The sequence below is a fragment of the Bacillus cereus group sp. N21 genome, assembly GCF_016483395.1.
In the GTDB taxonomy this organism is placed as follows: domain Bacteria; phylum Bacillota; class Bacilli; order Bacillales; family Bacillaceae_G; genus Bacillus_A; species Bacillus_A pseudomycoides.
In genome coordinates, this window is sequence record NZ_JAEHBX010000006.1 from 58,000 (window position 1) to 83,985 (window position 25,986).

A 25,986-nucleotide genomic window follows, 5' to 3' on the forward strand; every position below is an offset into this window, starting at 1 on the left:
CCAAAACTATATATTGTTATGATACAATGAACATTGTACAACATATTGAGGGGATGGGAAAGAATTGAATATTGCCGAATTTCAGAGATGGGTTGAGGAATTTTACGAAAAACGAAGCTGGTCACAATATAACTCTTTTATTCGCTTGAATTTCTTAACAGAAGAAGTAGGAGAAGTTTCACGAGTTGTACGCGCCATTGAAATTGGACGCGATCGCCCAGATGAACAAGTAAAACAAGTGGAAGAATTGAAAATTGAATTAAAAGAAGAACTTGGAGATGTACTTGCAAACCTCATTATCCTTTCTCAAAAATATGATTTAGACTTACAAGATATTATGGAGGCACATGTCGAGAAGCTTTCTAATCGTTTCGAAAACAAATGAGAATATTTATCAATTATGATATAATGGTTCCGACAACATACAAAGGAGAGAATTTATGTTATCTACTAAATTACACGATGCGCTTAACGACCAAATGAATTTTGAATTTTACTCTGCCCATGTTTACATGGCAATGGCTGCTTACTGCACAGCAGAAAGCTATGATGGATTTGCAAACTTTTTCCTTGTACAAGCAGAAGAAGAGCGTTTCCACGCAATGAAACTTTACAATTACATTAATGACCGCGGAGAGCGCGCCATTATTACTGGATTCGAAAACCCTAACAATGAATATGAATCTGTTTTAAGCGCATTTGAGATCGCACTTGAGCATGAGCGTGAAGTAACAAAGCGTATTTACAACTTATCCGATATCGCTTGGGATGAGCGTGAGCACGCGACAATTACATTCTTAAAATGGTTCGTTGACGAACAGGTTGAAGAAGAAGCTTCTTTCGACAGCATCATCCAAAAACTAAAACGTATTACAAGCGACTCTAACGCTCTATTTATGTTAGATGCGGAATTGGAAAAACGTACGTTTACTCCTCCTGCTGAGTAATATCCTTATCACCTTAATGAATTCGTTAAGGTGATTTTTTTCTCCTTTAAATCACTTTTCACCTTAACATCGGATTAAAATCAGCTTAAATCTTCGCTCATTCTACATAGGACTACTATTATAAATGGTATTATTTTCAATATAGAGTACAAACGGGAAGGAGAACATCTCTATGAAACAACGTGTAGAAGCAATCGATGCCGTTCGTGGTTTTGCTTTATTCGGTATTTTACTTGTTAACATGACATTAATTCAATTTGGAATGTTTAGCGGTGAACAGCCTACTTATGTATTCGGAAAAATTGATGAAGGTGCCAATTGGTTTATTCAATTTTTTGGCACCCACAATTTCATTTCCCTATTTTCTTTTCTATTTGGGATTAGTATTACTTTGCTGCAAAACAGTATCATAAAAAAAGAAAAACGTTTCTTTCCGGTTTATATCCGCCGCCTTAGTATTTTACTCATCCTCGGATATCTCCATGGTACTTTTATTTGGGATGGAGATATTTTATTCGGTTATGGAATTATAGGAATCTTATTAATGATGTTTATCAATCGAAAGCCCAAAACATTGATCATTTGGGCATCCATCATACTAGTACTAACTATGCTGATGTCTTATCCCTTTGAACCAAGCACCAATATGTCCGATGACTTTGCACCTTATATCGCAAAAGAACAACAGGTTCATGAAACTGGTAGCTATATAGAACATGTAAGCTTCCGCCTTAATGAAGATCCTTTTAAGTATATTGGGATCACTGGCTTTTTCGGAACATTTTTCATAACACTTTTCGCACTGATTTTCATGACTCCACTATTCCTACTAGGAATGTATGTTGGAAAAAAAGGCTGGCTTTTTGAAATAGATAAACATTTACCTTCCCTCAAAAAAATCTGGCTCATCAGCGGTATTTTTTCTTTCACAGTAAAAATCTTAGAACTATTAACAAAACAACCTCTTCTCATTATGTTAAAAGACAGTGTTACACCGCTTAGCATGGCCATTTTTTACGGAAGCTCTATCATTTTATTATTTCGTTACAAAAAAGCATCACGTTTATTAGAATATATGGCTAATATGGGAAAAATGTCAGTTAGTAACTATTTAGCGCAATCCATCATTGCTACTACCATTTTTTATGCGTATGGACTTGGTTTATATGGGAAAATCGGCTACTTCTTTGGCATTGTATTAACAATTGTAATTTACGTCATCCAATTATATGCTAGCACCTGTTGGTTAAAAAGGTATCGCATAGGGCCAGTTGAATACGTATGGCGTCTTGGCACATATTTAAAAAGGCCTGCTTTTAAACGTAAGTTAAACAAAGTAAGTTAAATAAAAAAAGCAATGAGCTCACGCGCCCATTGCTTTCCTTATTTTTATAGCATAACCCCAACGATAACCGCTGATAATATACTTACTAACGTTGCACCATACACAAGCTTTAATCCGAAAGAAGATACAACGTTTGCTTGTTTTCCATCGATACTCTTCGTTGCACCTGCGATAATCCCGATAGATGAGAAGTTTGCAAATGATACAAGGAAGATTGATAAAATACCTACTGTACGAGCTGATAAATCGCCAGCTACTTTTCCTAAATCAAGCATCGCAACAAATTCGTTTGTTACTAATTTGGTTGCCATGATTTGTCCTGCTTGTAGCATCTCTGATGTTGGGATACCCATAACAAATGCTAATGGTGAGAACACATATCCTAAAATGCTTTGGAACGTAATGCCGAAAATAGAATCAAATACACCGTTAATTGCTGTAATCAATGCAACGAATCCAATTAACATCGCAGCTACTGTTACTGCAATAGAGAATCCAAGCATAATGTACTCGCCTAACATTTCAAAGAACGTTTGCTTCTTATCTTCTTGTAATTCTAAAATATCTTCTTCTTCACTAATGTCATACGGATTAATGATATGAATGATAATGAATCCACTGAATAAGTTTAATACAAGTGCTGTTACTACATATTTTGGATCAATCATTTTCATATAAGAACCGACAATTGACATCGATACCGTTGACATAGAAGATGCACAAAGTGTATATAAACGATTTTTTGGTAATTTACTTAATTGATCTTTTACTGTGATAAATACTTCACCTTGACCAACGATTGCCGCTGCTACTGCATTATATGATTCTAATTTTCCTAGACCATTTATTTTACTTAATACGAAACCGACTGCACGAATAATAATCGGTAAAATTTTAAGATGTTGCAGAATACCGATCAATACCGCTAAGAAAATAATTGGTAGTAATACTGTTAAGAAGAACGGTGCTTGTCCATCATTCGCTAAACCACCAAATACGAAGTTAACCCCAGCTTCTGCGTATTTTAAAATGGCGCCAAAGCCATCTGAAATTCCTTTTACTAATACAAATCCAATCTTTGTATTTAATAAGAAGTAAGCCAATGCTAATTGAATAACAAGCATAATTGCAATTGGTTTATATTTAATTTTCTTCCGATCTGAACTTACAAGGAAACCTAGTACAAATACAACAAATAAACCGACTAGAAACATAACTAGTTTCATATGTGAATCCTCCACTTCCCATGAGTTATTGGTCGTCCAACGAATGACGTCTGACCATCGATGTTAAAAAAATAGAACCCTAAATACTATTTACTTTACAATATATCCTAAAACCGGTAAGCGTTTACATAAATTATAATTTACAATTAGTAGTCTCTTCTTCCCTACTTGATTTAAAGTATGAAACTGATACCACCCACAAACAAATTGTAAGCGTTATCTAGAGGAAATGCAACATAATTTTTTCAATAAATGATCTGTTAATTTCTCCCTTACAAATCTCGCTAGAATTTATGTCTATGAAATAAAAAAGCAATGAGCTTCTGCTCACTGCTTTTTATTTCTATAACATCACACCAACGATAATCGCTGATAAAATACTTACTAACGTTGCACCATATACAAGCTTTAATCCGAATGAAGAAACAACATTTGATTGATTTTCATCGATCCCTTTCGTTGCCCCTGCAATAATTCCAATAGATGAGAAGTTTGCAAATGATACAAGGAATACAGAAAGGATACCAACTGTACGAGCTGATAATTCTCCTCCTACTTTTCCAAGGTCAAGCATCGCAACAAATTCATTTGATACTAATTTTGTTGCCATAATTTGTCCCGCTGTTACCATTTCTGATTGCGGGATACCCATTACAAATGCAAGTGGTGAGAAAATGTATCCTAATATTGCTTGGAATGTAATGCCGAAAATAGAATCGAACAAGCTATTAATTGCTGTAATTAACGCTACGAAACCAAGTAACATCGCTGCTACTGTAATCGCAATTGTAAATCCAAGCATAATATATTCGCCAAGCATTTCGAAAAATGATTGCTTTTGTTTATTTTCTAACTTAAGTGTGTCCTCTTCTTCCGTAATATCATACGGGTTAATAATATGAATGATAATAAAACCACTAAATAAATTTAATACAAGTGCTGTTACTACATATTTCGGATCAATCATTTTCATATATGATCCAACAATCGACATAGATACTGTCGACATAGAAGAAGCACAAAGTGTATATAAACGATGCTTCGGTATTTTGCTTAATTGATCTTTTACCGTAATAAATACTTCAGCCTGCCCGACGATTGCTGCCGCTACTGCATTATATGATTCTAGTTTCCCTAGACCATTTACTTTACTAAGTAGATAACCAACAGAACGAATAAATAACGGTAAAACTTTAAAGTGCTGCAGGATTCCAATTAATACGGCAAAGAACACGATTGGTAATAATGCTGTTAAGAAGAAGGAAATTTCCCCTTTATTAACAAGACCACCAAATACGAAAACGATTCCAGATTCCGCATATGTAAGTAATGCTCCAAATCCATCAGAAATTCCTTTTACTAAAATATAACCAATCTGTGTATTTAATAGGAAGTACGATAATGCTAACTGAATAACAAGCATAACCACAATTGGTTTATACTTAATCTTCTTTCGATCCGTACTTATAAGAAACCCGAGTATAAATACAACGAGTAATCCTACAAGAAACATAACAAATTTCATAGATAAAATCCTCCATTTAAACCTTATTCAACGCTATAGAAAATTATTTAACGTTGAACGTCTGACCATATAAAAATAAATAATCCGAACTTTCACCTAACATATAAAAATATATATGCTATACCTCAAAACCCGTCTTACCTCTTACCTGGAAAGACCTTATACATTCTAACATAAATTTCAACTCACATCTTTATATTTCTAAAAAAATATAATAAACATAAAAACTCTATTAATGTTCGGTTTTTCCTACAAACCATAAAAAAAGGCATCAGATTCTCTCTGATGCCCTTTCCTTATTATACAGCTTTTTCTTCTTTTTCTTTTGTTACCATAGAATCTTCCCAGCATTCTGTGTTTTCCAAACCTGGAATAGAGCTTGCATGGAAGACTGGATCTTTCCCTTGTTTCTTTTGCTTTACATAGTCTGTCAACGCAGCATATGCAAATCGGCCAAGAAGTGTAATCGCAATTAAGTTTGTGATTACCATTAGCCCCATAAATAAGTCTGCCATATTCCATACGACTTGAAGCGTCGCAACAGAACCGAATAACACCATTCCAACTACTGCAGCACGGTAAATCATTAACCATGTTTTACTTTTCTTAATGAATTCGATATTTGTTTCACCATAATAATAGTTTCCTAGAAGTGAACTGAACGCAAATAGGAAAATAATAATCGCTAAGAAGCTACTTGCCCATGGACCAATTTGTGAGCTTAGCGCCTTTTGTGTTAATTCAATTCCTTCTAAATTCGTTGCCTTATGTGCTCCAGAGCATAGTACGATAAACGCTGTTGATGTACATACTAAAAATGTATCTACTAAAACTCCAATTGTTTGAATAAATCCTTGTTTAGCTGGATGCGTTACATCTGCTGTCGCAGCCGCATTCGGCGCACTACCCATACCTGCTTCGTTCGCAAATAATCCACGCTGAATACCATACTTCATCGCAGCCCCGATACCGCCACCTACAGCTGAATCTAAACCGAATGCACCTTTAAAGATTTCTGTGAAAACATCTGGTAGTAAATAGAAGTTTTTAATAACAACGAAAACAGCTACTGCTATATAAATAATTGCCATTGGTGGAACAATCATTTCTGACATACGTGCAATACTTTTAACGCCGCCAAAAATAATAACTGCGACTAATGCAGCTAATGCGATTCCTACAACATAACGCTCTAAACCGAATGCATTTTTAAATGCTAGCGTAACTGTATTTGCCTGTACTGAGTTGAAAATTAAACCGTAACTAATTGTAATCAGAATAGAAAAACAAATTCCCATCCAACGTTTATTTAAACCTTTTTCCATATAATAAGCAGGACCACCACGGAAGCCGCTGCCATCTTTTACTTTATAAATCTGTGCAAGTGTACTTTCTACAAAGCTTGAAGATGCCCCGATAATTGCAATTACCCACATCCAAAAGACTGCGCCGGGTCCTCCCATAGAAATAGCTAGTGCCACACCAGCCAAGTTCCCGATCCCAATGCGGGCTGCTGAACTCATACAGAAAGCTTGGAAAGAAGATACGCTGCCCTTTTTACGTGTCTTTCCAGTTAATCCATCACTCATTAATCGTACCATTTCGCCTAGATGGGTAATTTGTACGAATTTCAATTTAATAGAAAAATAAAGCCCTAAGCCTATTAACATTGCGATAAGAATATATGACCAAAGAATCGTATTCGTTGATGAAACGAACTGTTCTAAAATATTCATACGATTAGTCCCTCCCTTTTCTTCTCATAAATTGAATTATATTTAAAAAATATTCAAAAATCAACATTTTTCGACAGATTATCGCTTCCAAATGTTAGGTTTTATAACACAATCGTGTTACTTGTTAAGAAATATGACTTCTTATTTTTAGAAACGCACATACTACTTGAAGAAATATTTTTCATAAACAAAGCGATTGACAAAAACTAACCCTGTAACTATACTAGTTACAACAAGTGGTATCAAACTTGCTTAACTACATCGATTCATTTTTGCACATACATTTTAGGCATTTATTCTATTAAACATTTGGAGGTATATATTATGAAAATCGGAATTATCGGAGCAAACGGAAAAGCTGGAAGTCGTATTATGAAAGAAGCACTTGATCGCGGTCATGAAGTTACTGCAATCGTAAGAAACGCTGCAAAAATCACAGAGAATAATGTAAAAGTTTTAGAAAAAGATGTTTTCGATCTTACTGCTAATGACATACAAGCATTTGACATAATCGTGAATGCGTTTGGCGCTCCTGCTGGAAGTGAACATCTTCACGTAGATGCAGGGAACGTATTAATTGAGGCAATGAAAGGTGCACCTAATACGAAGTTACTTGTTGTCGGAGGCGCTGGAAGTTTATTTGTAGCTGAGGCAAAAACAACACGTGTATTTGATACACCAGGTTTCCCTAAAGAATATCTTGCAACAGCTCAAAACCAAGGAAAAAACCTAGAAATTTTACAACAAACAAACGATATCACTTGGACATTCATTAGTCCTTCTGCTCTATTCGCATTAGGAAAACGTACTGGTTCTTACAAAGCTGGTAAAGACCACCTTCTTGTTAACGAAAAAGGCGACAGCTATGTAAGTTACGAAGACTTCGCTGTAGCTGCACTTGATGAAATTGAAAATCCAAAACACGTGAACGAACGCTTTACAGTTGTATCAGAAGCTGAATAATAATAGAAAAAAGCGCTGGCAAACGCCAGCGCTTTTTTATCGTTTATAAGGTTTATTCGGTTTCTGCGGTGCTTCAGTTTTTTTCCAGCTTACCGCTAAATCTGGGCTTGTTTTTTCTTCACTGCGCTCTAATAAAACTACCGCATCTTGAATTTTCGGTGTTCCTTTATGCGCGATACCTTGTAATTTTGTTAAAGTTCCTGATACTTTAAAGCTAAATTCGCCAGATGGCGTCTGTTTTGGAATTAAAATACGGAACTTTTCCCCCACATTAAACTGTGTTTTTGTTTCGCCCTTTTCATTCACAAATTTAACTCCTGCAGGCGCACCAGTTGCTTGCACTTGGTACGTTCCACTTTTCGCATTTGTTTGCACCGTATATAAACCTGTTTCGAAGAACTCATCTTTTAATACTGCTTCTTGCTTTTCTGACGGCGTAACACTCATCGTAATTTCTTGTATTTCTTCACTGCTCTTTGCTTTCGCAACAATATCTTTCATTACTTTTTCTACATTTTTATTACGAAAATCTAAATCATTAATATCCACTTGTCCCAGCGCATTCCATACAGCGAGCTGCGTCGCATAATGCGCCTCTCTCCAATCAGAGACACCTAATTCTTGTGGACTCTTCTGTGGATATCCATTTAATAACACGCGGTACACCCCAATATCCACCTTACCTATTTCAGGTAAATCTTGACCGCTTGGTGATTTCAAATCTACATTCAAGCAGAATGCAATTTTCCCATCTGCTGTTTTAATAAGCTCTGTTCGGATTGGTTTCTTTTTTGATTTACTGTAGCTCCAATCCATTTGATACTTTGTATGATCCATGACTTCTGCTGATGCTTTTTGGAGTGGGAATAATAAATTCGCAAATACAAATAAAACACTCAAAAAAGCAACCAATAACTTATACGATTGTTTAATATTCATGTTCACAACCCCTTATAAAATAACAAATTTACTACTGTATAGTATCTAGTTAAAAAGTCTTTTTATACATTACTTTTCCCTTCTTAATACGCTATAAAAAAACACGCGCAGTGATCATTCTACGCGTGTTTCTATTATCATTTAGTTTTCTTGCAATAATAATTTCGAACGCACTAACGCTCCTCTTACCTTAATCCCAACCCATGCAGCTAATGCAGCTTTTATTACACCTACAATAAGGAAGGGCACAAAACCACCCATGAAAGCCGCTTGCCATCCTAGCGATGCCACATACTTTAAGAATACAGTCCCAATTGTTAATGTCACAAACATTCCTAAAACATTTGCTATTAACGAATTCCAAAATGTAAGCTTTGTCTTCTCAGTTAACAAACCAATTAAAAAAGCAGTTGGAATGAAGGCTAATAGGAAGCCGCCTGTAGGACCAAATAAAACGGATAAACCACCACTAAACCCAGCATAAACAGGAATTCCAGTTGCACCAATTAAAACATATAACAGTACAGATAAAGTGCCATAACGTGAACCTAAAATTGTAGCAGTAAGACCAATCGCTAATGTTTGTCCTGTTATCGGAACGAGCGGCAGAGGAATTGTAACTTGGGCCAAAATACCAATAATAGCAGCAAATAGTGCAGTAACAATTAACATGCGGAAATGATTTGTACGATGATTGTTCATATGTGCCTCCCTAAGAAAATTTCATATTATAAATTTAAGATATCCTATTTCATATACAGAGTAAATATTTGTTTGAATTTTTAGTTTTCTGCAATTAAAAAGAAGAGCACAAATTTTTTTGTGCCCCTCTCTTCTGTTCATTTTAGAAATCAAAGTTATCCGGATCTGGACCAACGCGATGATTCTGATTTAACGCATCAATTTGTTCCATATCTTCTTTTGTTAATTCAAAATTAAATATATCCGCATTTTGGGTAATACGGTGTTCTTTTGTTGATTTCGGAATCGTTACAACTTCATTTTGTAAATCCCAGCGCAAGATAATTTGCGCAGTCGTTTTACCGTATTTATCTGCGATTTCTTGTAATGTTTCGTTATCTAATAACTGCCCTTGCATAAGAGGTGACCAAGCCTCCATTTGAATACCTTGTTCACGACAGAAGTCCCGCAATTCTTTTTGCGTTAAACGCGGATGATATTCTACTTGGTTAATCATCGGTTTCACTTCTGCCCCTTCCATTACATCTTTCAAATGATGGATTTGGAAGTTACTCACGCCAATTGCACGTACGCGTCCTTCTTTATATAACTTTTCTAACGCTCTCCACGTATCTTTATATTTTCCTTCTACCGGCCAATGAACAAGATATAAATCTAAATACTCAAGCCCTAACTTTTGTAGACTTTCTTCATAAGCTGCTAACGTCTCTTCGTATCCTTGATCTTTGTTCCATACTTTTGAAGTGATGAATAAGTCTTCTCTTGAGATACCTGCTTCTTTAATACCTTCGCGAATTCCTTCTCCTACCGCTTTTTCATTGGCATAAATCGCCGCTGTATCAATGCTGCGATATCCTTGTTTAATCGCCGTTTTTACCGCATTAACAAGTTCAGGTCCTTCCTCTACTTTAAATACACCTAAACCAAACCAAGGCATTTCCACGCCGTTATGCAACGCTACACGATCTTGTAAATTCTTAATCATATTCTCTTTCTCTCCTATCATCTTTTCATTTGTATAATATGGTTCACTTATGAATACTAACTTTTTGCCTGATCTCGTTTTTCTAATCCCATACTCCATGCCGTTAATATGACTGCACCAACTACCATAATCGCGCCGACCCACGCTGTGTGAATTAACCCTAATGAATTCGTTACAATGCCACCAAGGTAAGCCCCAAGAGCAATCCCTGCATTAAAGGAGGCAATGTTAATTGCAGATGCAACATCTACAGCGCTCGGAACAAAGCGTTCAGCTAATATCACAACATATACTTGTAATCCTGGAACATTCATAAACGCGAATAATCCCATTAAAATAATCGTGATGAGCCCCGCTACCTTAAACGGCGCCGTAAATGTGAGTACGAATAGCACAATCGCTTGAATGAAAAACATATAGAATAATGCACGAGTTGGATTATGGTTCGATAGTTTTCCACCAATCATATTTCCAATCGCAATTGCAATCCCATACACTAACAAAATGATTGTAACTGTACTTGCTTTAAACCCTGTCACCTCTTGTAATAATGGAGACAAGTACGTAAATGTTACAAATGTTCCGCCGTACCCTAATGCGGTAATTACGAAAACAAGTAATAGTCTTCCGTTTGTTATTAATTTAAATTGATCGCGAAATGATACAGACGTACCTTTTTTTAAACTAGATGGAATTAACAAACTGTTTGCGATAAGGGCAACAATTCCAATTGCTACGATAACCATGAACGAAGCTCTCCAGCCAAATTGTTGACCAATAAATGTTCCAATTGGTACACCTGTGATAGTTGCGACTGTTAAGCCTGTGAACATAAAAGCAATTGCACTAGCACGTTTATCTTCTGGTACAAGAGCTGCAGCGATTGTTGAACCTATCGACATAAATACCCCATGCGCAAATGCAGATACAACTCTCGCAACAAGCAGTACACCAAAGCCTGTTGCCACTCCTGCAATACCATTACCAATAATGAAAACAATCATAATCCACATTAATAACGTTTTCCGTGACATACTAGCTGTCAACGACGTTAATATAGGAGCGCCAAATGCTACTCCTAGTGCATATAAAGACACGGTTAAACCTGCTGTTGTAACTGAAACATGTAAATCGTTCGAAATAGATGGCAATAAACCGACGCTAATAAATTCAGTTGTACCAATTCCAAACGCACTAATCGCTAATGCTAATAAAGCAAACACACTTCTTCTATTTGTTTGAACATCTGAAGACGGTACTGTATATGAACTCAATCGAACTCCTCCTTAATATGAGAAATCCAATCATAATAGTATGATAAAAAGGCCCTTTTATCTTCTAATAAACACAGTTTTACTGCTCACAACTGCTATTATGAATGGTTTCATTCTTTTTCGAAAGAACGCACTTTAAAGTGCGATAGGTACCAAAAGGTAACATAGTTACTTTTTGGTACCGTACTACTCATTTACCTCTTACGTATGCTATTATGAAACATGTTCAACATGAAAAACAGTACGTACTTTAAAGTGCTATAGGCACTAAAAAGTAATATATGATTATATAAAAGTTCATTAAAGGTGGTTGTAATATATGAAGACATATAATATTCCTGTAGAAGCAACCTTAGAAGCAACCTTAGAAGTAATCGGGGGAAAATGGAAAGTCGTCATCCTTTGTCACTTAACAAAAGGAACAAAACGAACAAGTGAATTAAAGCGTTTAATGCCTGGCATTACGCAAAAGATGCTCACACAGCAATTGCGTGAATTAGAAGAAGATGGGGTTATTCAAAGAAAGGTATATAATCAAGTACCACCAAAAGTTGAATACTCTCTTACCGACTACGGTCGGTCCTTAGAAGCGATTCTTGATTCCCTTTGCACTTGGGGGGAGTGCCATCTTGAAAAGAACGGGAATTCGTCCATGCTTATCCCGCAAACAGATCAATCTTAATCAGAAAAAAAGGAAAAAATGAACATTCATTTGCTCGTTTTTTCCTTTTTTTCTCTATAATTAAGTATATTTTAGGTAACAGTAAAATAAAATATATGCTTTTTTCCCTTGCTAATACTAAGTTATGGACTCAAAGTCAAATAATTAGGGATCATTTTTATGTTAACCTGGGTGTATATAGTATATAATATAAGATATATATTATATACACTTTCCGATAAAGGAAGTTTCCATTATACGGACAAGCCATGTATCGGACAGTCCATAAATAATAGGTAAGAAATTATGGTTTTGAATTTATGATTGTCTACTACTTGCAATCATAAGTTTAAAGGCATTTTATTGCGTTTTGTGAAGCTTTGTATAAAGTTTTGCAAATTTTTGCTAACGCTTACCTGTTACTTGGGAATGTTTTATTCCTAAAAAAATAAGAGTATTGCTATCGTAAAGGAGAATTGGAGATGCCAGAAACTATCACTCAAACAAAGCCTGAACAAGAATCTTTACAAATTTCTGCTAGCCAAGGACAACTTGATGTACTTGATCAATTGTTAAAACCTGAAGTACAAGAGTCATTAACTACACTAGTAGAACAGCTTCCAAAATTAACTGAGCTTGTTAACATTTTAACTAAGTCTTATGACTTCGCTCAAACTGTTGCTACTGACGAAGTATTAAAAAGCGACACTGTTGGCGCAATCCAAGAGATTGTAGAGCCTGTAAAAGATACAGTGAAAAGCATGGCAGCAACTGCTATCGAAGCAAAAGATCGTGCTGAAGAAAGCTCTGAAGTTATCGGTCTTTTCGGTCTGTTAAAATTACTAAAAGATCCACAAGCACAAAAAATGTTCCGTTTTATCAATGCTTATCTTCAAATTAGTGCAGAACGCAATAATAAATAATTTATCTTATAACAACAATTAGTAAAGACGGGAGATATCATACTATGTCAAAACAAATTGTCATCTTAGGCGCTGGTTATGGCGGACTTCTTGCCGCTTTAAATGTACGTAAATATTACAGCAAATCAGAAGCACAAGTTACAGTAATCAACCAATACCCAACACACCAAATCATTACAGAACTACACCGCCTAGCAGCAGGTAACGTTTCTGAACAAGCTATTGCAATGCCACTTACAAAACTTTTCAAAGGCAAAGACATCGATCTTAAAATTGCAACAGTTGAGTCATTCTCAGTAGACAAAAAAGAAATAAAACTAGCTGGTGGCACTACTTTATCTTACGATGCACTTGTAGTTGCTTTAGGAAGTAAAACTGCTTACTTCGGTATTCCAGGACTAGAAGAAAACAGCATGGTATTAAAATCTGCTGCTGATGCAAACAAAATCTACAAACATGTTGAAGATCGTATTCGTGAATACGCAAAAACAAAAAATGAAGCTGATGCTACAATCTTAATCGGTGGTGGCGGATTAACTGGCGTTGAGCTAGTTGGTGAGCTTGCTGACATTATGCCTAAACTTGCAAAAAGCCACGGCGTAAACCCTAAAGAAGTAAAATTACTTCTTGTTGAAGCAGGTCCAAAAATCCTTCCAGTATTACCAGACGATTTAATTGAACGTGCAACTACTAGCTTAGAAGCACGCGGCGTTAAATTCTTAACAGGTCTTCCTGTAACAAACGTTGCTGGCAATGAAATTGACTTAAAAGACGGTCAAAAAATCGTTGCAAACACATTCGTTTGGACAGGTGGCGTACAAGGTAACCCATTAATCGGTGAATCAGGTCTTGAAGTAAACCGTGGCCGTGCAACTGTTGATGCATACCTACAATCTACTTCTCACAAAGACGTATTCGTTGCTGGAGACAGCGCTGTTGTCTTCGGTCCAGAAGGTCGTCCATACCCACCAACTGCACAAATCGCTTGGCAAATGGGTGAGTTAATTGGATACAACTTATACGCAGCACTAGAAGGCAAAGCATTCGAAGAGTTCGCACCAGTAAACTCTGGAACACTTGCAAGTCTAGGTCGTAAAGATGCTGTTGCTACAATCGGAGCAAGCTCAACTCCACTTAAAGGCTTACCAGCATCATTAATGAAAGAAGCAAGTAACGTTCGTTACTTATCACATATTAAAGGATTATTCAGCTTAGCTTACTAATCTGATTACTAGCCCGAATCGTGATTCGGGCTTTTTTTATTTTTAAAAACCTTTCTTTTTAGATGGGAGAGAGCATCCAACCATGCATAGGAGCGGTCAGGGCCTTTTTCTGCCCCGTGCCATGTTTAAAACAAAAAGATACAATGAGCGCAAGGCTCCTTTTTTCTTCGTGCAATGATTTATCTTTCAAAAAACAAAGAAATTTATATAGATTACTATGAGTAACTTTTTATAAATACAAATTGAAGAACCGACATAAAAACTTTCCTTTTTGATGGAAGAGAGCATCCGCCCACTCCTTCTATTCTTCGTAACAACGATTTATATACATTATTTTTATTCGACATGAAAGCCAGATAAACCTCCATAACAATCTTAATATACTGACTTTTTATGACGAAATTGTGTACATAAAAAGAGTAGAAATGAGGATATCTCCTCACTTCTACTCTATAACAAACTTTATTCTCCTAATTTCACCAAGCTGTAATTCTTTTTACCTTTACGGATAATAATAAATCTTCCATCGAATGAATTTTCTACTGTAACATGTGTATTCACATCAGTCACTTTTTCACCGTTCATAGAAATAGCTCCATTATTAATATCTTCTCTGGCTTGACGTCTAGAAGGTTCAATTCCTAAATCAACTAACCACTCAACGATATTTTTTGTTTCTTTTGAAGCATGGAAAGTCGGCATATCTTTAAATCCTTGTTCAATTTCATCCGCAGTTAATGATTTAATATCCCCACTAAATAATGCTTCTGTAATTTTTAGTGCTTGGGACAGTGCATGCTCACCATGAACAAATTTCGTCATTTCTTCTGCTAGCACTTTTTGCGCTTCACGCTTATGTGGCTCCGTTTGAACCTTCACTACTAATTCATCAATTCTATCCTTCGTTAAGAACGTAAAGTATTTCAAGTACTTAACTACATCACGGTCATCCGTATTCACCCAGAACTGGTAGAATTCAAATGGCGTTGTTTTTTCAGGATCTAACCAGACTGCTCCACCTGCTGATTTACCAAATTTCGTACCGTCTGATTTTAATAATAATGGAATTGTTAATCCAAAAACTTTGGCTTCATGCCCTTCTAATTTACGAATTAAATCTAAACCACTTGTAATATTTCCCCACTGGTCACTACCACCAATTTGTAGTTGTACCCCTTCTTCTTTGTATAAGTGATGGAAATCCGTTGCTTGTAATATTTGGTATGTGAATTCCGTAAATGAAATCCCTGTATCTAAACGGCTCGCTACTATATCTTTCGCTAACATACTATTTATACTAAAGTTTTTACCGTAGTCACGTAAAAACTCGATAATATTGATTTGATGCGTCCAGTCGTAGTTATTTACCATTTTCACTTCACTATTGCCGCCAAAATCAAATAGCTTTTGCATTTGTGCTGTTAATGCGTCAACATTATGCTGTACCTGTTCTAACGTCTGCAACTGACGCTCTGTTTGGCGTCCACTTGGATCCCCAATCGTCCCTGTTGCTCCCCCAATTAAAATCACTGGATGATGCCCAGCTAATTGAAACCGCTTCATCATCATAAACGGAATCAAATGTCCAATATGCATACTGTCACCTGTTGGATCTACACCACAGTACAAAGAAATCTTTTTCTCTTCTACTAATTCACGTAATCCGTCTGCATCTGTTTGTTGATTTATGGCATCGCGCCATTCTAATTCATCAATAATGTTCATGTCTTTCCATCCCCTTTAATATTTAAAATTCCAATTTAAAAAACAAAAAAGCCCCTATGTCTACATTAGACATAGGGACGATTATTAACCGTGTTACCACCCAGATTGCACAAATAGGAACAATTTCACTATCCATACCACTCTTAGCAATAATATCGATTGCCACTCCGCTTAGCATTACCTAAGATACTCCAGAGTGTAATTCACAAGTTTGTTTGTGCTAGGTTCCATCAACCCCTAGCTTTCTCGATAACAGTGACAAACTGCTACTGGGCTCTTTCAACGTATTTAATATGTTAAATTATAGCCAATTATAGTGAATTGAAAACACATTGTCAATTATGCCCAAAAAATATTCACAATTTATTTCTTGTAGCATAAAAAAATAAACATATTACGCCATTTATTCCTTAAACCTTTTACTTTAAATCTTCTCCAATAATCCTTACTTCTCTTTCTAACGTAACACCAAATTTCTCTTTAACTGTCTTTTGAACGAAATGAATTAAATCGATATAATCTTGCGCCGTTCCATTATCAACGTTTACCATGAATCCAGCATGTTTTGTTGAAACTTCCACACCGCCAATTCGCGTTCCTTGTAGTTCAGAGTCTTGAATAAGCTTACCAGCAAAGTTATTAGGCGGACGCTTGAAAACACTACCGCATGAAGGATATTCTAATGGCTGTTTCGATTCTCTTTTATACGTTAAATCATCCATTTTTTCTTTAATCTCTTCATATACACCATTCTCAAGTTCAAATGTAGCTTCAAGTATGATGTAATGATTATTGGCAAATGTACTTTTACGATATCCAAAATCAAAGTCGTCTTTTGAAAGAGTAATTAGCTCTCCCTCTTTTGTCATGACAACCGCTTTTGTTAATACATATGCTACCTCACCACCGTATGCACCTGCATTCATATATAGAGCTCCCCCAACAGATCCCGGTATACCACAAGCAAATTCAAGTCCTGTTAAAGAATGTTCTAATGCTATTCTTGATATATCAATAATCGCTGCACCACTTTGTGCTACAATTGTCTGCTTGTTCACAGTAACATCCATAATATGAGTCAAACTTAATGTAATTCCACGAATACCACCGTCTTTTATAATGACATTAGAGCCGTTTCCTAAAAACGTAATTGGAATGTTGTGTTTATTTGCATACTGTACAACTTGTTGAATTTCAGTATAGGTAGTAGGCTGTACAAACACATCTGCTTTTCCCCCTACTTTTATATGCGTATGATTCTTTAACATCTCATCTTGTTTTACATGTTCTTCCGGTAATACTGTACGTAAATATTTATATACTTCCTGCATATTCATTCTATGATTCCTCTATTTCTATTAATAATTAATGGCCTATCCTCTCGATAGTTCCAGCATTCTTAAAACTAGTTCTCTTATTCTCTTCCATTTCGCTTACAAGTTCATTCACTACACTACATGTAATGCCATGCTGAAAATAAGTAGATAATCGGCCACCACATAGATTACCTAAATAGTTTAGTAAGATAGCTTCCGTCTCTATCTTATCAAAAAATCGAGAAGAAAACTTTACCTTCAAAAATTTTCCGGTATAATCAAGTTTAAGATAGAAAAATTTAAAATCTAATCTCTTCCTTTACAAAACTCTATTATATCGCATGTCAATGTGAAAAAATATGTTTAAAGATGGAACTTTTCAAACTGATAAAAATGTCTATATTTTGTCATATCAAAAATAGACATTACAAAACTGTAAGGCTCTTGTAATATAAAAGGATGCCTCCTTATATGTTAAGGGCATCCTTTTTTCGATTATTTTAATTGAATTTTGACTGGCGATAATGGTTTTTCAGGATGATATGGTGACATCTCCACTTCTAATACATAATTCTTTAAACTAAAATTCTTCACACCATATTCGCCATCTAGCTGAAACGTTGCCTGGAATTGTAACTTCTCCTTATTCAATACCTTCACATCACTGCCCTTTACAACATGACCAATTGGTGCAAATTCCTTATCTACATATGAAGAATCCATTAAATTCATAACTTCCCCACAATTTATCAATTCATCCATAGATTTATGTTTTGTATCGGCATTTTGAAGTGTATACTGTACGATTAATCGCTGTTTTTTATGTTGAATTTTATTCACGACAATCTTTAAATCACTACGAGTGCTTTGTATTTCAAATGGTGCCTTTTGATTTAAAGCCTGAATAGACGGCTTTTCAGATAATCTCACATTCGGATGTAGCGTAATAAATTCCGCTCCCTCTGGAATTTTCCCGAAAATAGATCGTTCATCAGATTCTATCTGATTTCCAACCTTTTCTCTTCCAAATTCAATACCCGACGTTTTAAAATCAATTTCATTCCCCTTATCATCAGTTACCTTTCCAATTCTTGCTAAATCATTTTCTCCGGCAAGTGGATACATTGCTTTATAGTCGATAGCAACGGATCCTTTTCCCACTGTAATCTTTTCAAAGTTAAATGTATGTTCTTTATCTTCACTGCTCACTGATTGCTGCGGATGAATTATTTTATTTTCTAGTTGCTTTACTGGAATATCAAATTTCCAAATCCCTTTTGTGTCTCCGATAGACGTAATGGTAATTGGTAATGTAGTATTTTGGGGAAGCTCTTTTTCTGGATAATTAATATGAATATTTCCGAACCAACCGTCTTTTGTTATTTTGCCATCAAATGAAGCTGCCCTCCCCCACTTTTGGCTTCCATCAACAAGTTTAAAGTTATAATAAAAACCACTACCAGGATTATTTTTTATCACTACTTGATCTGGATTATCTACTTTAAACGTAACGCCAATTCTACCACCATCATAATAAACACTATTCATTGTTACGCTAATCCCATTGCTCACCGCCTGCTGATTTAACTCTGTTACAAGCTTACTTGCCGACAGATTTTGACCAATTGTATCATGAAAATGCGAATAAATTTTCCCGATAATCGGAACTTCCGCCAAGACACGGCTCATTTGTGGAAACACAAATCCAGAGCCTAATACACCTATACAGATTGAAGCGGCAGTTAACAAAGCGATTCTTCTTTTCTTATATGTTCTTTTAACAGGTTTTTCCGCCTTCGCTCTAGCAATCCCTTTTTGTATAGTCAAATTTAATTCTTTTTTTGGAACATCAATTTTATTTACCTCGTCATTAAACCACTGCTTATCCAATTCTCTTCACTCCCCCCTAATAAATTTTTTAACGCTTTTCTTGCCCGGTGCAAATATGTCTTTACTGTTCCCTCTGGTATATTCATTTGCCAAGCAATTTTATTGATTGAAAGATCATGATAATAATATAAAATGATTACTGTTTGATAATTTTCATCCAATTTTTGAATTGCTTCTTGTAAGTCGATATTTTGTTCAATTTGATGTAATTTATTTGGCATCTCGCCATATGTATCCGCTTCTCTTCCGTCCTCTATCTTCTTCACTTTTTTCTTTTCACTTAATAGCTGATAGGCATTGTGTATAAGAATACGTGTCAACCATGTCAAAAAATAGTTCGGTTTCTTTAATTGCTCTATGGATAAATACGCTTTATAAACTGTTTCTTGTACAATATCTAGTGCATCTTCTTTATTCTGTACATACAGATAAGCAGTCCGATACAATTGATCTTGATATAAACTAATAAGCTGTTCGAAAGCTGCATCGTCACCTTTTCTTGCCTTTTTGACTAATTTTATTTCATCCATCGTATCCCCTCCTTTCATTTATTAGATAGATAGAAGGGCAGTTTGGTTTCAAAAATTTATTTTTGTTCCATACAAAAGAGCACATCCAATCGAATGTGCTCTTTTTACACTTAATTATTTATCGTTTTCTTCTTTTTCCCTATCAAACCATAATAATTCATCATCATCAACATCACCATTATAGTTGATCAGAATTTCTTCTCCTGCTTTTATATCCTTGTAAGCAAAGAATTTAAACGTGTGATTCTCAAAAACGATCTCATACGTCGCATTCGGCGTATAAGAATGATTAAATAACATACCGTAACCTAAAAGAATTGCCGTATGATTCACTCCATACTCAAATGCGTAGTCAGCAAGTAATGTTTTCTCTATAAACTCATGCTGTTCATTCGGATAAGAGATAACGGGTGCTTCGTGTAGAAGTTCGCCCTTTTTTATATCACGCTTTGCGAATACTCCTCTATTAAATTCTCCATCGCTAAGTGCGGAAGTCTTGATTTCAATCATATTCTTCACCTATACATTTCTTTCTCTGAAGTATTTTGTCCCGCATTAACGGGCAGTAAGACCCCCACTAATGGAAGTTTCACTTTATCTCCTTAAGCTTGGCAGATAATGAGGAGAAAAGCAATTGGTTTTATTTTTCCTTTTTAAAACAGGTGGGATGAAGCCCCCACTGATTAAAGTTTCACTTTATATTCCGTTACTCAAAAGATCGTATATGATAACGTGTAATTATAAGAATAATCAAAATTTTTTTCGCAATTGAGGAGGCTATAAAATGATTCCTACGCAAACTAAAGCAGAAAAATTAAAAGAAAAGCTACACACTATATTAACTAGCGAGTATCCAGACTTAGCCGTAAAACAGCTAGAAGTCATAGGAAACGGTGTACAAAACGTTGTATTTCGAGGAGATTCCAAGAAAGGTCCTTTAGCTTTCCGCGTACCTTGGGAGCGTGAAATAAACAACATAAATGACGGAACGTTCAGTAGCCGCGTTTCTTTGCAAAAAGAAGCTAAGCTTTCTAAATTTTTCTCTTCAAAAGATATTCCTGTACCTGCAGTTCACAACATACATCTCTCTACAGAACTTGATTTCTTAATTTCAGATTATATAGCAGCTGATTCCTCCCCTATTTCTGCTTATCAAATCGGATCAGTATTTAATCAACTTCATAATACGCAAATTGGGGATTTGAATTATCAAAATGAACATGGAAAGTCTTGTAGCAAATTAATAGCTGAACGGCTTGTCACAAGATTAGAGGCATTCAATCAAATTACTTCTCACAACATCTATTTTCCTATTTCAATTTATTATTTTGGTCTTCCATCTTCCTAGATAAGCGCTCTTTTTCTATTTTAGAGTGATCAATATACTCCTCTGAAAACTCCGTAGCATATCTCCTATGATACGCATTAGATGACACTCGTAAATGATTATCTTCCTGTAAAACCAATCTCTTCATATAAATATGAAAGAGTATTTCTACTACACCAATAAGAAGAGCCGACCAAAATGAAGCTGCTGTAATGCCACGAGGCACATTAACATTTGTAAGAAAATAAGTTAATACCCAAATTCCTAAAAAACTTAAGCCAAAGTCAACAATTGTAGCAACCGTATTTCCATACTTAGGCAAAATAAACAAATCTCCAATTAGATAGGCTACTCCTGTAATTACTAACGAAATAAACAAAGCCCTAGGAATAGAAACACCTTGAAAAATACTTAATATCATGAGTAATACAGCACTACTTGCAGTATATTTAATTAATAAAGCAACAATATGTTTCATTCGTGCTCCTCCATTTTCCAGCTTTCATTTAGAAATAAAATTTTCATTTTTATACCTTATATTAGATTGTGTTCGTACTGTAAAAACATACAGGAAATTATAAACAAAAAAATGTTGGCGGAAGGTCACTCACTATTCCACCAACATTTTTTCATTTATCTCATACTATGTCATGCAATAAAGTGAAACTTTAATCAGTGGGGGTTTTCTCCATCCTCCACTGATTATTAGCCCTCACCAATCGGGCTTTTACGGACAGTTCATCTCCCACCTAACTTCTTTGCTTTCACTGAATTTTGAAGTGGGAGTGTTACTGTCCGTTAATGCGGGATAAAGAATCTCACTTCTAAGTCCCTTCCGTACCATAGTCCTCAATAGTTAACTTTACGCTATATTTGATTGGAACCTTACTAAATGTTTTATCCCAATCTTTTTCGACTTTTTTCCATACTTTTGGATACTCAATTTTTAATCTGTTACCGAAGCCAGCGACATCGGCCTGATATTCCTTTTGAATCTTTTTTAATGTCCGCTTCACCGATCGATTCACTTCTTGTTCCGCAGATTTTTCTACACTTCTTAGAAATTTATTTTCAAAAGGTTCTCCTGAAGCGACCCAGTTTTCAGATAGCCGTCCCTCTGATTGGATGTTCACATCAAAAGAGATGTTATTTCCTTTAACGTGGGATTGGATTTTACTTTTCATAGATTTCACTTCATACAGGATGGGTTTTCTTGTCTTTTCATCAAAACTTTTCACCAAACCGCTTTTCCCTTTCCCAGTTATCCATGTTAAGCCTTCCAATTCATTTTCATTCAAAAAACCACGCAGCTTTTTTGTCTTTCCTTTGATTACGGCAGCTCCCGCAAATTTCACTTCTCCATTTACCGAAATCACATTTGGCAAAAGAAAACTAGCCCCTGATTTTATCTTTCCTGGTAATTTAGCAAGCGGCACGGGAGGTAAAATCCGTGATGATCTATATTGATTATCCCCAATTCCAAGCAAAATGAACGCTGGAATTTCTCCTGCTTCCCTCGATTTCAATGTCTCGCTAGCTCGTCCCTTACTAATTAACACGAGGCAACTTGGTCTCATCTCATTATCACGGATATAAATATCCAGTAACTGCTTCAAACTATACATTCGTGCAAGACTTTCACTAACAACAATCACTTTCGTGTGATGGAAGATTATAGGACGCTGCCTTCTTAATGCGACTTCACGAATCGATTGGTGAAGAGAATCTCCGGTTTCAGAAATATTCGTGTAGGCTTTTTGTTGTCCCCCTCCATCCTTTCCTTTACCTGATAATTCTGGTTTAACAAACTGATAGGTCGATGTTATAAGATTCCTTTTTCGATAACCTCCTCCATGTTCTTCTATCTCTTTCTCAACTTTCGTCTCCTTCCCTTTATCAAATGCCAGCCCTACCGCGAACCCCTGCTCTTCAATTTCACGACTGCTCCAACACCCTGTAAGAGCCAACAGCAAAAGAACTGATGATAAAGCCAAAAGAAGTCGTACATTATTCACACTTCGGTTCATTCTTTCTCTTCCTCCATCTTGAAATTACAAGGAGAAGCAGTGGTAGGATACCAAATAATATCATCGCCGCATTACCAATCACATCCCCCAATTTAAATAGATCATTAATGTTTTTCGGAATTTGAGAAACGATATAAATAACCGGGAGTAGCCCATACAAAAAGGAATGAATATTTTTATTAAAGAGCTGTGCCAGTCCCAAAGCAGCAGCATAATAGCAAATTGTATAAGTTGCGAAGATTTGCATAATCCATATCACAAGTAATAAAGACTCAAATCGCTCAAATATCAAACCAGGGAGTTCAAAACTTCGCATAAGATCGATCGTAGGCCATGTTCTCATTAATACCCCATCGACAGAAAACGTTCCTATAACCATCACAACTGTAATGACATAAAAAATTAAGGGAATAGCAGTTCCAATTAGAACGACTTTTACAGCTTGGCGTGGTTGTTTCATAAATGCCAAAAGGAGCAACATGATTTCGGCACCTGAATATGCAAACGTTGTTGTTTTTAAGCCTTTTAGTACGGGGATAATCCCTAACCCTAATACAGGACGAAGATTGTCTATCTCAAATATTCCAATGCTCATAAAGGAAGTGAACAAGAAAATAAAGACTGTAATTGGAAATATAATTTCAAATAAACGTGCTATTGAGTTTATTCCGCCTAGGTTTAAATAGAGACTCACCCACATAAATGGCATGATAATAGCCCATCCAGGTGTTCCTTCCAGTAAAAAGAAACTTGTTATTCCTTCCAGCGTTTTGACTTCAAATGAAGAAAGCATAAAAAAGTAACCTACAATAAATAGACTAAGTATCGCTCCTACCCATTTCCCTACAATTTCTTGATTATATTGATAAAATGTTTTTCCAGGAAATTGTTGACTTAATTTGACCATGATTATCCCTGCAACCATCGCAATTAATCCGCCTAAAATAACGGTTATCCAAACATCTGGTGTGTTTACTTTCTCAGCAGCTGTTCTGGGCAAGGTGAGAATTCCTACTGCGAGTATATAATTGATAAGAATGACAGCCGCTTGCGAAGTCGGAATTCGATCTTTAGAGTTGGTAATCATCCCTCTTCACTTCCTTTTCGTATCGAATCTTTCATATTCATCATTTTGGGACGACGTTTCATCATCTGAAGTGGCATGCGAATCACGAAATCTTTCCAATCACTTACATGATAAACAACAGCTGGACTGGCATAGGGTACGCCGAAACTCTTCAATCTCGCTATATGACTGCATAGAACGAGAAAAAACAGAATGACTCCGTATAGTCCAAATATGGCAGCGCAAAACATGGCTACAAAGCGAAGGATCCGTAGTGGAATTGCCGCACTATAATGAGCGAGCGCAAAGGAAGAAATAGCAGTGGCCGCTACTACAATTACCATAATTGGACTAATAATTCCCGCTTCTACGGCAGCCTGTCCAATGATTAATCCGCCGACAATTCCCATCGCTGAACCAATCGGCTTAGGCAGGCGTAGCCCTGCTTCCCGCAAAATTTCGATGGCTATTTCCATAAATAATGCTTCTATAATTGCAGGAAACGGAACTCCTTCCCGTCCCCCAAGAATTGAAATAGCCAACTTGGTCGGAATTAATCCAGGATGAAATGAGATAAAGGAAATGTACAAAGCAGGTGCAAAAAGAGAAATAATAGCTGCTCCAAAACGCAATAAACGGATAAACGTGCCTGGAATCCAACGTTCATAATAATCTTCGGGCGATTGCATCAGCATGCTAAATGTAACTGGAACAATCAGGGCAAAAGGTGTTCCATCCAATAAAATCGCAACACGCCCTTCCATCAACGCTGCGATGACGCGATCAGGGCGCTCCGTACTCTGTGCTTGTGGAAACGGGCTGAGGTAATTATCTTCGATAAGCTGCTCCACATATCCTGATTCTGGCACATTATCAATATTGATTTTCTGAATTCTTTTCTTAACCTCTTCTACCAATTCCGAATCAGCAATCTCTTTCATATAGGCAATAACCAACTCTTTTTTTGCCCGCTCTCCTACATGAAATTTTGTTAATGACAATCCCTCGTTTTCGCCATGTAGCCGTAAAAGAGCGGTATTATCAGACAAAACTTCTGTGAAACCTACCCGTGGACCTCTAACTGATCCCTCTGATATCGGCTCTTCAACATTGCGTGTTTTTCCTTTTTTTGTACCAAGAATTAATACACCTGCTAATCCATCAACTAAAAGTGCCGTTGAACCTATCAACACTTTTGCCATCAACTCTTTTATAGAATAGACTTCTTCTACCTCACTAATAGAAAGGACGCGATTCTTAATAAACTCTTTTGAAATGGTACCTTCCACATAAGATGGTGCACTCTTATATTCTTCATAAAAATTAAACATCAATGACTTCAAAATATGCATATTAATGAGATCCTTATCTGACAGTCCTTCCACAAAAACAAGCGCCGCTCGAATATTTGTCCCCCCTATGTTAAACTCTCGAAAGTGGGCATCCGAGTTATAACTAACTTCTTTTTTTACAAGCTCTAGATCCAAGGTAAAATCGCCTGTAAAATAATCTGTTACGTTTTGAAAAGGCTTATCCTGATATGTATCGGTTTGTTGCCTCATCTTTGATTCCTTCTCTTTCATCCTCATCACTCTTTCTCTAATGTACGGATCCAACTAAAAACTCTTGAGGTCACATAAGGAACGAAAAATACTA

The 25,986-nt window shown here is 36.0% G+C and carries 23 protein-coding genes, 1 pseudogene and 1 other annotated feature; of the genes and pseudogenes, 8 read left to right on the top strand and 16 right to left on the bottom strand.

What is annotated here, in order from left to right; genetic code table 11:
• The first annotated feature begins 64 nt into the window (after positions 1 to 64).
• From JDS96_RS05345 to JDS96_RS05355, 3 genes are all read left to right on the top strand, one after another.
• Positions 65 to 385, top strand: a complete 321-nt coding sequence (locus tag JDS96_RS05345; protein ID WP_016112448.1) for a MazG nucleotide pyrophosphohydrolase domain-containing protein — start codon at positions 65 to 67, stop codon at positions 383 to 385.
• 55 nt (positions 386 to 440) lie between these two features.
• Entirely contained in the window at positions 441 to 947 is a 507-nt protein-coding gene (locus tag JDS96_RS05350) for a ferritin (protein ID WP_016112449.1), read from the top strand.
• Positions 948 to 1,119: 172 nt separating this feature from the next.
• Positions 1,120 to 2,292 (top strand): DUF418 domain-containing protein, encoded by a 1,173-nt coding sequence (locus tag JDS96_RS05355; protein ID WP_199666304.1) that lies wholly within the window; start codon positions 1,120 to 1,122, stop codon positions 2,290 to 2,292.
• Positions 2,293 to 2,336: 44 nt separating this feature from the next.
• Here JDS96_RS05355 and JDS96_RS05360 read toward each other — a convergent pair whose 3' ends face one another.
• From JDS96_RS05360 to JDS96_RS05370, 3 genes are all read right to left on the bottom strand, one after another.
• Complete coding sequence (locus JDS96_RS05360; RefSeq protein WP_097834513.1) at positions 2,337 to 3,518, bottom strand: NupC/NupG family nucleoside CNT transporter; 1,182 nt, start codon at positions 3,516 to 3,518, stop codon at positions 2,337 to 2,339.
• 343 nt (positions 3,519 to 3,861) lie between these two features.
• Positions 3,862 to 5,043, bottom strand: coding sequence for a NupC/NupG family nucleoside CNT transporter (locus JDS96_RS05365; RefSeq protein ID WP_199666305.1), 1,182 nt, complete (start codon positions 5,041 to 5,043; stop codon positions 3,862 to 3,864).
• Between the two features lie 299 nt (positions 5,044 to 5,342).
• On the bottom strand, positions 5,343 to 6,779 hold the full coding sequence (locus JDS96_RS05370; RefSeq protein WP_199666306.1) for an alanine/glycine:cation symporter family protein: 1,437 nt from the start codon (positions 6,777 to 6,779) through the stop codon (positions 5,343 to 5,345).
• 324 nt (positions 6,780 to 7,103) lie between these two features.
• Here JDS96_RS05370 and JDS96_RS05375 point away from each other — a divergent pair, with 324 nt between their 5' ends.
• Positions 7,104 to 7,742 (top strand): NAD(P)-dependent oxidoreductase, encoded by a 639-nt coding sequence (locus JDS96_RS05375; RefSeq protein ID WP_199666307.1) that lies wholly within the window; start codon positions 7,104 to 7,106, stop codon positions 7,740 to 7,742.
• Positions 7,743 to 7,778: 36 nt separating this feature from the next.
• Here JDS96_RS05375 and JDS96_RS05380 read toward each other — a convergent pair whose 3' ends face one another.
• The 4 genes from JDS96_RS05380 to JDS96_RS05395 form a co-directional block, all read right to left on the bottom strand.
• Positions 7,779 to 8,681, bottom strand: coding sequence for a thioester domain-containing protein (locus JDS96_RS05380; RefSeq protein ID WP_199666308.1), 903 nt, complete (start codon positions 8,679 to 8,681; stop codon positions 7,779 to 7,781).
• A 141-nt stretch (positions 8,682 to 8,822) separates the two neighbouring features.
• Positions 8,823 to 9,383: a biotin transporter BioY gene (locus JDS96_RS05385; RefSeq protein WP_199666309.1), complete on the bottom strand. Its 561-nt coding sequence runs from the start codon at positions 9,381 to 9,383 to the stop codon at positions 8,823 to 8,825.
• A gap of 142 nt (positions 9,384 to 9,525) precedes the next feature.
• Positions 9,526 to 10,368: an aldo/keto reductase gene (locus tag JDS96_RS05390; protein ID WP_162617275.1), complete on the bottom strand. Its 843-nt coding sequence runs from the start codon at positions 10,366 to 10,368 to the stop codon at positions 9,526 to 9,528.
• A gap of 56 nt (positions 10,369 to 10,424) precedes the next feature.
• Positions 10,425 to 11,642 carry an MFS transporter gene (locus tag JDS96_RS05395; protein WP_199666310.1) on the bottom strand — a complete coding sequence of 406 codons (1,218 nt, stop codon included), beginning with the start codon at positions 11,640 to 11,642 and terminating at the stop codon, positions 10,425 to 10,427.
• 319 nt (positions 11,643 to 11,961) lie between these two features.
• On the opposite strand from JDS96_RS05395, the gene JDS96_RS05400 reads away from it, so the two are divergent.
• The 3 genes from JDS96_RS05400 (at position 11,962) to JDS96_RS05410 (ending at position 14,449) form a co-directional block, all read left to right on the top strand.
• The gene (locus JDS96_RS05400) at positions 11,962 to 12,324 is read left to right on the top strand and encodes a winged helix-turn-helix transcriptional regulator (RefSeq protein ID WP_199666311.1); all 363 of its coding nucleotides are present in this window, start codon (positions 11,962 to 11,964) and stop codon (positions 12,322 to 12,324) included.
• A 461-nt stretch (positions 12,325 to 12,785) separates the two neighbouring features.
• On the top strand, positions 12,786 to 13,226 hold the full coding sequence (locus JDS96_RS05405) for a DUF1641 domain-containing protein (RefSeq protein WP_003201998.1): 441 nt from the start codon (positions 12,786 to 12,788) through the stop codon (positions 13,224 to 13,226).
• 44 nt (positions 13,227 to 13,270) lie between these two features.
• Entirely contained in the window at positions 13,271 to 14,449 is a 1,179-nt protein-coding gene (locus JDS96_RS05410; RefSeq protein WP_003201996.1) for an NAD(P)/FAD-dependent oxidoreductase, read from the top strand.
• A gap of 462 nt (positions 14,450 to 14,911) precedes the next feature.
• Here the strand turns inward: JDS96_RS05410 and tyrS are convergent, their stop codons facing one another.
• The 5 genes from tyrS to JDS96_RS05435 all read right to left on the bottom strand — a co-directional run bounded on the left by tyrS (position 14,912) and on the right by JDS96_RS05435 (position 20,420).
• The gene (gene tyrS, locus JDS96_RS05415; protein ID WP_199666312.1) at positions 14,912 to 16,174 is read right to left on the bottom strand and encodes a tyrosine--tRNA ligase; all 1,263 of its coding nucleotides are present in this window, start codon (positions 16,172 to 16,174) and stop codon (positions 14,912 to 14,914) included.
• Positions 16,175 to 16,244: 70 nt separating this feature from the next.
• Positions 16,245 to 16,466, bottom strand: a binding site (T-box leader).
• A gap of 127 nt (positions 16,467 to 16,593) precedes the next feature.
• Positions 16,594 to 17,511 (bottom strand): UDP-N-acetylmuramate dehydrogenase, encoded by a 918-nt coding sequence (gene murB / locus JDS96_RS05420; RefSeq protein WP_199666313.1) that lies wholly within the window; start codon positions 17,509 to 17,511, stop codon positions 16,594 to 16,596.
• Positions 17,512 to 17,985: 474 nt separating this feature from the next.
• Positions 17,986 to 19,380 (bottom strand): DUF4179 domain-containing protein, encoded by a 1,395-nt coding sequence (locus tag JDS96_RS05425; protein WP_199666314.1) that lies wholly within the window; start codon positions 19,378 to 19,380, stop codon positions 17,986 to 17,988.
• Positions 19,350 to 19,910: a sigma-70 family RNA polymerase sigma factor gene (locus tag JDS96_RS05430; protein WP_018765075.1), complete on the bottom strand. Its 561-nt coding sequence runs from the start codon at positions 19,908 to 19,910 to the stop codon at positions 19,350 to 19,352. The genes JDS96_RS05425 and JDS96_RS05430 overlap by 31 nt, the downstream gene beginning before the upstream one ends.
• A gap of 114 nt (positions 19,911 to 20,024) precedes the next feature.
• On the bottom strand, positions 20,025 to 20,420 hold the full coding sequence (locus tag JDS96_RS05435; protein WP_003201985.1) for an SET domain-containing protein: 396 nt from the start codon (positions 20,418 to 20,420) through the stop codon (positions 20,025 to 20,027).
• A gap of 274 nt (positions 20,421 to 20,694) precedes the next feature.
• Between JDS96_RS05435 and JDS96_RS05440 the strand changes: the two are divergent.
• Positions 20,695 to 21,222, top strand: a pseudogene (locus tag JDS96_RS05440) (protein kinase family protein); the annotation flags it as partial.
• Here JDS96_RS05440 and JDS96_RS05445 read toward each other — a convergent pair.
• The 4 genes from JDS96_RS05445 to JDS96_RS05460 all read right to left on the bottom strand — a co-directional run bounded on the left by JDS96_RS05445 (position 21,221) and on the right by JDS96_RS05460 (position 25,892).
• Positions 21,221 to 21,715: a YndM family protein gene (locus JDS96_RS05445; RefSeq protein ID WP_199666316.1), complete on the bottom strand. Its 495-nt coding sequence runs from the start codon at positions 21,713 to 21,715 to the stop codon at positions 21,221 to 21,223. The pseudogene JDS96_RS05440 and the gene JDS96_RS05445 overlap by 2 nt on opposite strands.
• Positions 21,716 to 22,061: 346 nt before the next feature.
• Positions 22,062 to 23,264 (bottom strand): Ger(x)C family spore germination protein, encoded by a 1,203-nt coding sequence (locus JDS96_RS05450; RefSeq protein WP_199666317.1) that lies wholly within the window; start codon positions 23,262 to 23,264, stop codon positions 22,062 to 22,064.
• A complete protein-coding gene (locus JDS96_RS05455; protein WP_199666318.1) occupies positions 23,245 to 24,351 on the bottom strand; it encodes a spore germination protein in 1,107 nt (368 codons plus the stop codon). Before JDS96_RS05455 ends, JDS96_RS05450 begins: the two co-directional genes overlap by 20 nt.
• Positions 24,348 to 25,892 carry a spore germination protein gene (locus tag JDS96_RS05460; protein ID WP_374220981.1) on the bottom strand — a complete coding sequence of 515 codons (1,545 nt, stop codon included), beginning with the start codon at positions 25,890 to 25,892 and terminating at the stop codon, positions 24,348 to 24,350. The genes JDS96_RS05455 and JDS96_RS05460 overlap by 4 nt, the downstream gene beginning before the upstream one ends.
• Between the last annotated feature and the right edge of the window lie 94 nt (positions 25,893 to 25,986).